Source organism: Shouchella tritolerans, assembly GCF_025770735.1.
Classification (GTDB): Bacteria; Bacillota; Bacilli; order Bacillales; family Bacillaceae_D; genus Shouchella; species Shouchella tritolerans.
Genome location: NZ_JAODPB010000006.1, coordinates 39178 through 51377 on the forward strand (window position 1 = coordinate 39178; position 12200 = coordinate 51377).

Here is a 12200-nt window from a genome sequence, read left to right on the forward strand (position 1 = left end):
ATATCACTGTAAGTACAATCATCACGACCACGGGAATGATAACACTATCCATTGGCATGTCAAGTGAAGCAGCTCTCAACATGTGTCAACGGCAATATATCGGCCACTTTTTGAAGTGCCGCAGGCATAACTTCAAATAATAGCTTTTCTACGCTCACTAGTAATGATAGAATGTTGCTACTTATCAGCTCAACCATAAAAACTATATGCATGACCGTGGCTTCAATAGCAAATGGAACAAAGGATTTTGAACAATGGGGCGTTTATGATAGAGATGAGCGTTACTGCAGACACCTTCACAAATACGCTTGGTGCGGTAAACTTGCCAAATTATGCAGTTATCAGGGTTTTAGACCACTCATTATTCGAAAAAGGGAGATCTTATGAAAAAAACACTTGTTTCTATGATAACGGTACTTCTATTGTTTTCAGTACTCCCGCAAAGAAGCTATGCGATGTCAGATGCGCAGGCGGAGGCCATACAGGCGCTGCTGGACGATGCTTCTCGTATATCCGGTGTGCCGGGCTTGTCAGTCTCAATTCTGGCCGATGAGAAAGAATTCTATTACTCCTCCGGTTATGCAGACCTTAAAAAAGGAATACCCGCAAGTGAAAACACATTATACGAGCTGGCCTCGGTCAGTAAAGCCTTTACCGGCATAGGGATACTGTTGCTGGAGGAGCAAGGACTTTTATCTATGACCGACTCAATTCACGACTATTTACCCTGGCTTACGCTAAAATATCAAGGAAAACCTGTTGATATGCAGAGCCTTACTCTTAATAATTTTCTCCATCATACAAGCGGTCTGACCAATAATAAACATGCCCAGCTTATCCCTCAAGGCAATACGCCCGATATGCTGCAAAAGACGGTGGAAGTACTGGTGGATGCTGATTTATCCTTTCCTCCTGGCAAACAATATACGTATGGAACCATTAATTATGATGTATTAGGTCTGGTTATCGAGCAAGTATCGGGTCAAAGCTACGAAAGCTTTATGAGCGAACAGGTATTCCAGCCGTTAGGCCTTAACCAGACATTCGTCTATAAAGAGGATGCCATGGCTACTGGACAGCTGGCACAAGGTTATCGTTCTTCTTTTTTTATAACAACCCCGTATAACGCGCCGGATTATTCCGGAAATAAACCCGCAGGCTATATCATCTCTTCTACAAAAGATATGGCGCGCTGGATGGGCATTCAGATGGGAATTGTGAAAAATATACCAGAAATATTTCACAACGCTATTCAAAAATCGCATCAGGGGGATAGATCCGTTCTGGCTGTTGACACGATGTATTATGCAGCAGGCTGGATGGTAAACACCGACCAAACGATTATCGAGCACTCAGGAGAAAACCCAAACTTCAGAACCCAAGTGGTGATATTAACCAATGAACGAACAGCCATCTGCTTATTGGCCAACGGCGCCAATATCAATATCAACATAGTATTTAAAATCAAAGATATATTAGACGGCAATTTGTCGCAAACCTATGAAATTAGTAGCGCACAGCTTTTGGATATTCTTTTGTCCATTGTCACTATTACTTGTTGCTTGTTAACTGTTTTGTTTGTCGTTTTCGGATTCCGAAGGCGAAAATTAAATAAAAAGCAGCCAATAACAAAAAAAAGAAAAATTGCATCCTTCATTTTATTACTAGTTACAGTGGCTCTAAGTATAACAGGCTTTGCCCTTGAGTGGTCGATCATACTTGTTTGGGAAACCTATAGTATTCTTACTGCCCTCACTTCGGTAACACTATTAACAGCAAGCCTTGCATGGTTTGTATACTCTGGCCGAGATAACCGTCCGCTCAAAAACATCCATTAGGGTAAGCAATAAACGCTGTTTTCCTTAAAATACGGGACCTATTGACCCAGTTATATTAGGAAAACAAACTGCCTTTTTATTAGCGGTCTGTTAAACTGTTTCGAATCGAGTGTTCACTTCCGTATAATCCATTATAGGGAAGTAGATCTTAAACGTAACAGTGATGTTGCCATTTTCGTGTACCTTGATAGGCTCTACAAGCGGCCCTGTACCATATCCCCGATCTAAAGACGGTTATTATGGCATAGCTATACCACGCCAAACAACGCCACGCGCATGAAAAAAGACGCGAACAGATAAGATTTCGCGTCTTTTTTTTGTTTAATTGGTAGGACTCCAACTTACACGGCTTGCCCTTGCTGTAAGTAGTACATGTGGGCATACGTCCCGCCTGCAGCTAACAGTTCTTCATGAGTGCCTTTTTCTAAAATCGTACCACGGTCGAGCACAATGATTTGGTCAGCATCTTTAATGGTAGACAATCGATGGGCAATCACAAACGTCGTCCGGTTCGCCTTTAACGATTCTAACCCGCGTTGAATGATCATTTCCGTTTCCGTGTCAATGCTCGACGTGGCTTCATCCAAAACAAGAATGGCTGGATCAGCGACTAGAGCGCGGGCAAAGCTGACAAGCTGCCGCTGCCCACTTGATAAGGTACTGCCCTTTTCCGATACTTCTTCATCTAAGCCATTCGTCAGTTTGGCAAACACGTCCTCTCCGCCAACAAGGCGAACGGCTTCCTCAATTTCAGCCCGTGTCGCATCAGGCCGCCCATAGGCGATGTTTTCGGCAATGGTACCTGAAAACAAGTACGGTTCTTGGAGGACAATGCCCATATGCGCCCGCATTGCTTGAGGTGGTAGTGTCTTCGTATTGACACCATCGATCGAAATCGTGCCAGTCTGGGGATCATAGAAGCGGAAAAGCAAGTTGATAATCGAACTTTTTCCAGACCCCGTATGACCAACAAGAGCAACGGTATCCCCAGGTTTTGCGCGAAACGACAGGCCTTTTAGGACAGGCTCGCCGTCTTTGTAAGAAAAGTGGACATCCGTAAACGCTACTTCGCCTTTAAAGCGCGGAATTTCACTATCATCCACGTCTCTTCCTTCTTCATCCATTAGTTCAAATACCCGTGTACCTGCTGCACGGGCTTGCTCCAAATTAGCAAGCTGATTAATAATTTGGTTAACTGGCTCAAACAGACGGTTAATATAATCCACAAACGCATACAACACACCGAGTGTTAAAAAGCCTGCTGTTCCGCCGCTAATCCACCAAATCAGCCCAACAAACACCACATTTTTGACAACAAACGTCAAATTGTGGGATGTTAATGAATTGAGTTTAAGCAGTTTTGCTTGATACGTATAATGTTCTTCGTTTAACTTTTCAAACGCGGCTTCCGTTTTTGGTTCTTGGCGAAATGCTTGGATAATGCTCATGCCTTGGACTGCTTCGTTCATTGCAGCGTTAATTTCCGCATTTTTTGCGCGGATTTTCCGGTTATAGCCTGCAGCAAATTTACGGTACACTTTAAACCAGGCATACAAAATCGGCAATAGCACAAGCGCCATTAGCGCCAGGCGCCAATCAAGGATAAACAAAGCAACATAAATGCCGGCAATGTAGATGCCGCTTGAGAAAAAGTTGGCGAGCACGGTCATATACAACTCACGGATCGCTTCGGTGTCATTCGTAATGCGGGCAACGATTTTCCCGGCAGGCTGATGGTCAAAAAAGCGTACAGGTACTCGGGAAAGCTGACCAAATACATCGACCCGCATCCGCTGGATAATGCGGTGCGCCGCTTTCTTTAAATAGTAACTTTGGCCGTAGCGGAAGAAGGAAGCGACAAACACAATCCCTAGGTAAAGCAACAGCCAGTTGATAATAAGCGGGATTTCCGGCGAATAAAACGCAAGAACTTCGGAAGTCGACAACGGTACCGCTTCCGCCGTATAAACGTCTCCCCCTACCTCAATCCTCAGCTCTCCGTCTTGAAAAGAACGACTTCCGTCAGCAGGAAGTGGCTCTTCCGTAAAGTAAAACGACGTGCCGATTTGCATAATTTGTACAGGTTCGCCTTGGATTTGGCTGCTATCGGCGTAAGCTTCCCGTGTGTAATAGGCACCATTATACGAGACTGCCTGGCTGCCTGCTTCGGTCTCATACCATGGCTCTTCAATTCCTGAAATATGGCGGTCAATCACTGTTTTTGCAATAAAAGGCCCCGTCAACTCTGCTGCTACAGCGACGGCTAACATAAGCAAAGCAGCGATAATCGTCCACTTGCTTGTTAACGCATAACGAACGAGCCGTTTTTCCGTACTCATACATTCACCTCCTCTTCACCAAGCGATTGGTTCCTAACTTGTTCTGCATACCAGCCGCCTTCTTCCATTAATTGCGCATGGGTGCCCCGCTCTACTACTTTTCCGTCTTCAAGGACAATGATTTGATCGGCATGTTCAACCGCGGACATCCGGTGCGTTGTAATAATCGTTGTTTGGCCAGCACGTTCCTTTTGGATGTTGGCGACAATCTTCGCCTCCGTTTTAGCATCGACAGCAGACAACGAATCATCCAAAATTAACAGTTCCGGCTTTGTCACGAGCGCGCGTGCAATCGAAATCCGTTGCTTTTGGCCACCAGATAAAGACACGCCATTCTCGCCAACGAGCGTATCAAGCCCCTCCGGCAAAAAAGCGAGGTCTTGGGCGAAAGCCGAAGCTTCGATTGCTTCGTTTAACTGAGCCTCTGTAACATCTTCAGCAGCAAATAGAATGTTCTCACGTACTGATTTGGAAAAGAGCACATGGTCTTGAGGCACATAACCGATCGCACCGCGAATTTCTTCTTGTGGCAAATCGGCGATCGACACACCGGCAAAAGAAATGTCCCCACTTAGTCCTGGATAATACTTCATTAATTGTTTCACAAGCGTCGACTTGCCGCTCCCCGTCTTTCCTACAATTCCAATCGTTTCCCCTTTGTTGATTGTCAGTGAGACGTTTTCCAACTGATTTCCTTTTGCGCCTGGGTATGAAAAGCTCACCTTTTCATACCGGATCGGCAAATGGTCGCCAAGGCCTTCAACTGGCACATCCGGCGCTTGAACCGCTTTTTCAACCGTTAAAGTATCGTTGACACGGTCATAAGAAGCGCCTCCACGCTGCATAATGTTAACCAATTCGCCAATCGCAAACATTGGCCAAATCAACATCCCTAAGTACATGTTAAATGTGACGATTTGTCCAAGTGTCACTTGTTGGTGGAACACCAAATAAGCGCCATAGCCAAGTCCGATCACATAACTTAAGCCAACGACCATGTTGACAACAGGGTCAAAAAACGACTCGACACGCGCCACTTGCATGTACCGCTTGTATACATCGTTGCTCTTTTTGGCAAATAATGTCTCGTCACGACGCTCGCTCCGAAAGGCCCGGATGACGCGCATCCCTGCCACCGACTCAAGCACACGGTTGTTCAAATCACCAAACGCTTCCTGCGCTTTTGAAAAACGGGAATGGATCATACTCCCTAAAATAGTGACGACTAACGCAATCAGCGGCAACGGCGCAACCGCCGCCAGCGTCAGACGCCAATCAATTAAAAGAACCATCGCAGCAAGCAAGATCCCCATAAATAGGACTGAATCCAACAACGTCAGAATGCCAAATCCAGCAGTCATCGAAATCGCCTTCATGTCATTCGTCCCACGAGCAAGCAAGTCGCCTGTTTTCCGTTTCTCGAAAAACGGCGGATCCATCGCAAACAAATGGCGCATAAAACGGGAACGCAATTTCCGTTCCAAAATAAAAGCGCCGCCAAACAATTGCTGCATCCAAATAAAACTAATCCAATAACTGGCTATAATGATAACAACCAACAGCGCTATTATGCTAAAAGCATACGAATAAGACAATGCACCGCGCTGGAATGCGTCCACCGCTTCCCCAATTAATAAAGCGGGCATCAAATCAACAACGCTGACCACAAGTAGCAATACAACCGCTACTGTGTACCGTTTTTTTTGCTCTTTGAAAAACCAAGCCAATTGCTTCAATACACGAAACATTTTCTCTCACTTCTCTCTATTCAAACTTTGATCATTGCTTTGCTATCCACCCTCTAGTTCTCCTAAATCAAGCAAAAGTGGAATTCGGTCCATCAACCTACTCACATGTTGTTCCTCCTTTTTTGTTTCCTTTTATTCCCAAACATTTTGCCTACAAAAAAGACGTTGCGGCATGCCGCAACGTCACTTATGTAAGCATATACGTGTGCAAAGGCGCGCTGATAGACGCAGCCTCGTTCTGAAAGGCGCAACCTACCGATGAAAAGGCAGCTCGCCGACGAGACAAACGCGGTATTCCGTTTTTAACCGTGCAGTACCAAAAACGTTACGTGTCATCTGTCTCATCCCCTTTCAAAAAAGTAAAAAGCTGTTTATAGCTTACCTGATTTATCTGATAAAAAGCAAGAGGTTTTTGCAAGGTGTTTTGTTAAGTTGGGTCTTCAATTGATGCCGTAATAAAATCGGTTCAACAGCAATAGAAGTGTCTCTTACATTCTTATTTGATTGATTCAATTCAGATGAAGAAAAGGATGCGACGACAACTTAATCATGCAGACGAGGAGGACTCTCTTTGTAAAAAGTTCAAAAATAGGTTGAAAAATTCAAAAATAAAATTTACGATAAACACAATGCCTTATTAAAAGGAAATACCGCAATGTTGACAAGTAAGTTTTTGAGATTTTTAGACTGAAAAGTGGGGATATCCTATATAACGAAATCAAAGAGGGGATTTTTTGAAACGTAAATTCGCTCGTTTATTTGAAAACTATATACCCATTTGGGGTAATAAAGACTATTTGTGGTTTCTATTAGTCTCTATGTTTTCATTGGCTGGAGATCTGGTTGCTTGGGTGATCACAACTTGGGTTTTAACAACTCAATTCGACCATCCTGCCATTTACTTAACCACACTCGTCATACTCACTCAATCTGCTTACGCGATTATGTCTCCTTATATGGGGCATTTAGTAGACAAATGGGGACCGTTTACTAGCTTAATCTCTAGTACCGGAATTCGAACGGTTATTTTAACATTTTTATTTATATCGCTATTATATATCGAAGAGGGAATTAGCCCGTGGGTGATTGTAGGACTGATGACTTTAGAATACATATTTGTTCCACTTAGCAAACAATCGGAATTCGTCATGATAAAGGTCTTAGTAAGAGAAGAAGAGCAGCTCATTCCGGCCAATGCTTTGCAAGGCATTCAATTTGATGCGTCTTACATTATCGGGCCTTTGATAGGTGGCTTATTTGTATCTACAATTGGCATTTATTACGGCCTCGTTCTTAACATGGCTTCCTTTCTTTTTCTCGGTATTGTCATGCTAATCATTGCTCAGAGAAACAAGGATTATAAAGACTACTATAAAATTGAACAAAACAATGACGAACAAACAAAACCAAAAACATTTATAAACTCCCTAAAAACAGGGGTTTTGTTTATTGTAAAGACACCCCCTATGCTATCCATCTTGCTTATAGGATTTTTGTGGAATTTATTTGTATTTGGGCCGATTGAAGTACTTTACCCTATTTTCACCGTTGACGTTCTCGAAAGTAACGGATTTGTTTATGGATTACTAATGTCTGTAAACTCAGTAGGCTTTATATTAGGCTTATTTTTGGCGGGCAATATTAAATGGAAAGTTCCTTTTGCTATGACGATGGGGATATTGATAGGTCTACATGGCCTCCTATATTTCTTTATAGGAATCGTACCGAATGTCGTTTTCGTATGTGTCATTCTTTTTTTAGGCGGTATTGTCATTGCACCTACCGATATTTTCTCCAAAACGATACGCCAAAAAATGATTCCTTTTCATATGCTTGCTGGAATCAGTTCGGTGATTGCTTTTTTCAGCTTTATAAGCAAGCCTATCGGTGCTTTCCTTGTAGGCTCATTAATAAACGCTTATGGGAATGAATACTCCGGTTACATCATGGCGTGCCTCGGTTTTATTTTGTTCATAGTTTGTATGATCATTTCATTCAGGCCAGTTATGAAAAAGATTTAATGTCCGCATTAAAAAAAACAGCTTAAAAACAAAAGCTGTTTTTTATTTCGATTGCCGTCTGGTGGATTGTTTTTAATGTACGCTTGGATACTCACGGTCCCCTTACCCAAAGCACTACCTTCCACTTCCATTTAAACAATCATTTCTCCCCCTCAAAAGACAAAAAGCAACTTCATTCCTCGTTATTTCTACAGAAACGACAAAAATTAACTAGCTGCGTATTGGGAAAATCAGAAATTAGCAGAAAGTTGTTGATTTGTGTCATTTGCTGTACTACCATTTAAATAAGCCAAACCACAAAAGGAGGGAAGATCATTCAACAACCTGTAATTGCAATTGCCAATAACGGTGTATTGCAGAAAGAACAAATTACAGAACAATTGATGAAAGACCTCGCAAACAACCATCCAGAACTTTCATTTGAACAAGTGTTGACAATGATGAAGAAAACGCTGCCGAATGATTACGTTCCTTTAATGAATATTTATGCCTTACACGTTAAAAGACTCCGACATGTGCAAGATGCATTTGAGTACGCGAACTTGTTTAGGCAAGTTGACACATTAGGAAAAATGATCCAGATCCATGAAAATGATGATTTATTGCAAGAATGGGTCCAAGTCTATCGGTTCTTCTATGATTTTTTGCCCCATTTAAAAATCGATGATGTTTTGATCCGTAATATCCGAAATTTATTCGGCTTAGTCAAACATCCCCAATTGCGAATGAGATTAGAGATTGCTGAACTAAATTATTTTGACAATCACGGTAGCATCAATAATTTAACACCCATGATGAAACAATTTAAAGAACAATTTAAAACGATGCCTAGTGGATTTTTCAAAAGTGCACTTGCAGCACGGGTGACTTTGCTTGCAGGCAATGCTAGCTTATTCGGCGATGGAGACTATGAGGAAGCAGAACGTTGTTATTTAGCCGCCACAGTAATAGAGGCCATTCCCGATGTACTTCTGGTCACTGCTTATCATGGCCTTGGGCTTGTGTATTTAAAAGACAACAGGCAACAATGCTTAGATGCACATCAAAAAGCTCTTTTTTACGCACAACGCTCTAAGTTGGATCATTATCATCAGAACTTGGAGTATGACTATATCCCGTTTGTGAAAAATATGCTCGGCGAAATTTTCGACATTGACCATGTGATGCCGAAAGAACAAGCACATCAATATGTGGTTAGGGGCGAAACCCGAAAAGCTTTAGAAATCATTTCCCAACTAGAGACGCCTGGAAAAAAAGACGCACATTTGCTGTTTTATAAAGCAAAAGCACTTAAAAGTATTCCCTTGTTTTTCGAGGCGATTAAAGCTTTTTCGTCGGAGGGATACACCCATATGATTGGATTTGCGGAAAAAGAAATTAAAAAAATCAAATTTTTTTAAGAAGGAGTTAATTTACATGAAAAAATGGTTTGTAATATCTTCAACTCTTGTCGTTCTTTTTTCCTTTTCTCTTGGATCATTCCCTACTGAACAAAGCTCTGAAATTACCACACAGGCTAAACCAGGACAGCTCCTTTAAAATTTATGTGCCCCAAACCTTCTTCAAGGCTTGGGGTTTCTATTCGTTCTCACACCAACCAAAACCGCTTCTTCTCCTTAAATCGTTCGCCGTAGTCTGTCTCTCCTTGCAAGGCTGCCTCTTCGATGGGAATCCGGATCGTCAGCATGACCGCATTTAATAGACTAAACACAATAGCCGTCCAATACGCTTGAAACAGCAATGGGACAAAAGCGATTTCGGCCACTACGACCATGTAATTGGGATGGCGCAAAAAGCGATAGGGCCCTTTTTCAATGACTGGCGCTTCTGGCAACACGATGATTTTCGTGTTCCAATATTTACCGAGGGAGGAAAGCGCCCAGATGCGTATGATTTGGGCAAGGACGATAATGACAAGGGGAATCGCGCTCCAACGCGAAAACCCTATATTGGATAATGTCACTTCGATCAGCAGCGAAATAAAAAAACCACAATGCAGCGCAACCATCCATGGATAGTGGGCTGTCCCCGCTTCAACGCCCCCTTGTGCTTTCAGCCAACGTTCGTTTCCTCTCGCTACCCTTACTTCCACGAGGCGTTGAATGATAATCAGTGCAATCACAATATAGGCCCATGTCAATGGAGGCCACCTGCCCATTCAAGCACCAACATTTCTGAACAAAATCCGGGGCCCAGCGCAGCGACGAGGCCGACATCGCCATGCTTATGCGTTTCTCCCATTGATTCCTTTAGCACGTAAAGGACTGTGGGGGAAGACATATTGCCATGCTCTTTTAGCACTTTGCGGGAAAGCAGCGTCATTTCTTCTGGAAAACCTAGTGCTATTTCATACGCTTCCAACACCTTTTTTCCGCCAGGATGGGCGATAAAAGCATTGATCTCCCCGATCTCTTTCCCTTCTTGGCGAAGCAGCTCCTCAACGTTTGGCTTTAGCCATTGGGCCACTAACGTTGGAATATGCCTGGAAAAGATCACATTTAAACCATTGTCCCGTACATCCCAGCCCATAACGTCTTCTGAATCAGGCATCAGTACCGATTGGGTCGCACGGATTACTGGGCGATAGGCTTGGGCGGCGTCTGCGAGCAGAGGTGAGGCATGCCCAGCAACAAGGGCACATGCGACGCCATCAGCAAAGAGCGACGTGCCAATTAAATTGCTTTTCGATTGGTCTTCTTTTTGGAAAGTGAGTCCGCATAGCTCTGCACAGACGACTAAAACGGCTTTTTTCGGATGGGCGAGGCAATAGTCGTAAGCACGGCTTAAGCCCGCAGCTCCTCCCGCGCAGCCAAGTCCCCAAATAGGCAACCGTTTTGTTTCAGGACGGAAAGGCAGTTTGTTCATGATGCGAGCGTCTATCGATGGTGTCGCCATGCCTGACGAGGACACAAAAATAATCGCATCGATTTCTTCGGGAGCGATTGTTCTTGACAAAAAATGGCCATTGTCCAAACATCTATTTACTGCTTCTACACTATAGTCCGTTGCTTTTTCAATGAAGAGGTCGTTCCGCTCTCCTAGACGGTGGCTAGTTTGAAACCACTCCAACGGCACGGAAAAATGGCGCTTTTCAATTTCCCCATTGGCAAAAACGTTTAATAATCGTTCGATGTCTGAAAAACTTTCAGCAAATAGTTCCCGGGCAAACTCCACTGTCTGTTCCTGTTTGAGTGGATGGGGTGGATCATATGTACTAACCGATAAAATCGTAGGCACTATCGCTCACCTCTACGTTAGAATGCCTATAGCATGCCCGATCCTTTCCTTGTGCATGCATCCGCTTCTATAGAGGGAACCTAATCGCAAGAAAAAATGTTCTTTTTTTGTATTGACATTAACGTTACGTAAACCTTTATTGTTAACTCAAGGGGGAGTTGAAATGGAGTATACGGTCAAAAAACTGGCTCAATTAGCAGGCGTCAGTGCACGGACGCTTCGTTATTATGATGAAATTGGTTTGCTTAAGCCAGAACGGGTCAATTCGTCAGGTTATCGGATATATGGCCAAAAACAAGTCGACCTGTTGCAGCAAATTTTATTTTACCGTGAGCTTGATGTTGACCTTGAAACGATTATGCAGCTCGTGACCGATGATTCCTTTGATCCTATCACGGCACTCTATGAGCACCGTGCCCAACTCCTAAATAAACGCGCCCGTCTTGACCGCATTATCGACACGGTTGAGCGGACGATTGCCTCAAAGAAAGGAGCAGAATCGATGAGTGACAAAGAAAAATTTGACGCATTGAAAGAAAAGCGAATTGCAGACAATGAAAAAGCGTATGGAGAAGAAATTCGCCAAAAATACGGTGACAAGACGGTTGATGAGTCTAATGCCAAATTTCGTGGCCTCTCGAAAGAGCAATACGACGCCATGCAAGCAAAAGAACAGGAAGTCTTTGCCTTGTTAAAAGAAGCACTGGCAACGAACGACCCTACTTCTGAAACAGCCCGAAAACTGGCCCAGACCCATAAAGAGTGGCTCCAGTTCTCGTGGGCATCTTACTCGAAAGAGGCACACGCTGGCGTTGCCCAAATGTATGTAGACGATGAGCGCTTTGCTGCTTACTACAACAAAGCAGTCCCTGGAGGAGCCGTCTTCTTGCGCGATGCTATATTGGCTTATCTTCAATGATTTGACGAAAGTGTGCGGATGGAACCCAGTTTGAAGTTCTCTTCAACTGGGTTATTCCTAGTAAGCTTGCTCCTCCAAGCTGCTCGCCATTATTCATA

At 43.5% G+C, this 12200-nt stretch carries 9 protein-coding genes; 5 read left to right on the plus strand and 4 right to left on the minus strand.

Features of this window, described 5'->3' with window-relative positions:
- The first annotated feature begins 383 nt into the window (after positions 1 to 383).
- A complete protein-coding gene (locus N6H06_RS18250) occupies positions 384 to 1838 on the plus strand; it encodes a serine hydrolase domain-containing protein (protein WP_263707649.1) in 1455 nt (484 codons plus the stop codon).
- A gap of 341 nt (positions 1839 to 2179) precedes the next feature.
- Here the strand turns inward: N6H06_RS18250 and N6H06_RS18255 are convergent, their stop codons facing one another.
- Both N6H06_RS18255 and N6H06_RS18260 read right to left on the minus strand, forming a co-directional pair.
- Positions 2180 to 4177 carry an ABC transporter ATP-binding protein gene (locus N6H06_RS18255; protein WP_062750251.1) on the minus strand — a complete coding sequence of 666 codons (1998 nt, stop codon included), beginning with the start codon at positions 4175 to 4177 and terminating at the stop codon, positions 2180 to 2182.
- On the minus strand, positions 4174 to 5925 hold the full coding sequence (locus N6H06_RS18260) for an ABC transporter ATP-binding protein (RefSeq protein WP_263707650.1): 1752 nt from the start codon (positions 5923 to 5925) through the stop codon (positions 4174 to 4176). The genes N6H06_RS18255 and N6H06_RS18260 overlap by 4 nt, the downstream gene beginning before the upstream one ends.
- A 734-nt stretch (positions 5926 to 6659) precedes the next feature.
- On the opposite strand from N6H06_RS18260, the gene N6H06_RS18265 reads away from it, so the two are divergent.
- From N6H06_RS18265 to N6H06_RS18275, 3 genes are all read left to right on the plus strand, one after another.
- On the plus strand, positions 6660 to 7946 hold the full coding sequence (locus N6H06_RS18265; RefSeq protein ID WP_263707651.1) for an MFS transporter: 1287 nt from the start codon (positions 6660 to 6662) through the stop codon (positions 7944 to 7946).
- A 353-nt stretch (positions 7947 to 8299) separates the two neighbouring features.
- Positions 8300 to 9346 carry an AimR family lysis-lysogeny pheromone receptor gene (locus tag N6H06_RS18270; protein WP_062750254.1) on the plus strand — a complete coding sequence of 349 codons (1047 nt, stop codon included), beginning with the start codon at positions 8300 to 8302 and terminating at the stop codon, positions 9344 to 9346.
- A gap of 16 nt (positions 9347 to 9362) precedes the next feature.
- Complete coding sequence (locus tag N6H06_RS18275) at positions 9363 to 9485, plus strand: hypothetical protein (protein ID WP_263707652.1); 123 nt, start codon at positions 9363 to 9365, stop codon at positions 9483 to 9485.
- Positions 9486 to 9534: 49 nt separating this feature from the next.
- On the opposite strand, the gene N6H06_RS18280 is transcribed toward N6H06_RS18275, so the two are convergent.
- A complete protein-coding gene (locus N6H06_RS18280; protein ID WP_213029497.1) occupies positions 9535 to 10086 on the minus strand; it encodes an isoprenylcysteine carboxyl methyltransferase family protein in 552 nt (183 codons plus the stop codon).
- A complete protein-coding gene (locus tag N6H06_RS18285; RefSeq protein ID WP_213029498.1) occupies positions 10083 to 11183 on the minus strand; it encodes a type III polyketide synthase in 1101 nt (366 codons plus the stop codon). Before N6H06_RS18285 ends, N6H06_RS18280 begins: the two co-directional genes overlap by 4 nt.
- 163 nt (positions 11184 to 11346) lie before the next feature.
- On the opposite strand from N6H06_RS18285, the gene N6H06_RS18290 reads away from it, so the two are divergent.
- Positions 11347 to 12102 carry a MerR family transcriptional regulator gene (locus tag N6H06_RS18290; protein ID WP_062750257.1) on the plus strand — a complete coding sequence of 252 codons (756 nt, stop codon included), beginning with the start codon at positions 11347 to 11349 and terminating at the stop codon, positions 12100 to 12102.
- Positions 12103 to 12200 lie beyond the last annotated feature (98 nt).

Excerpts from the sequence above, each read along its gene's own strand:
- N6H06_RS18250 (WP_263707649.1), top strand. The coding sequence starts at position 384 with ATGAAAAAAACACTTGTTTCTATGATAACGGTACTTCTATTGTTTTCA.
- N6H06_RS18255 (WP_062750251.1), bottom strand. The coding sequence starts at position 4,177 with ATGAGTACGGAAAAACGGCTCGTTCGTTATGCGTTAACAAGCAAGTGG.
- N6H06_RS18260 (WP_263707650.1), bottom strand. The coding sequence starts at position 5,925 with ATGTTTCGTGTATTGAAGCAATTGGCTTGGTTTTTCAAAGAGCAAAAA.
- N6H06_RS18275 (WP_263707652.1), top strand. The coding sequence starts at position 9,363 with ATGAAAAAATGGTTTGTAATATCTTCAACTCTTGTCGTTCTTTTTTCC.
- N6H06_RS18290 (WP_062750257.1), top strand. The coding sequence starts at position 11,347 with ATGGAGTATACGGTCAAAAAACTGGCTCAATTAGCAGGCGTCAGTGCA.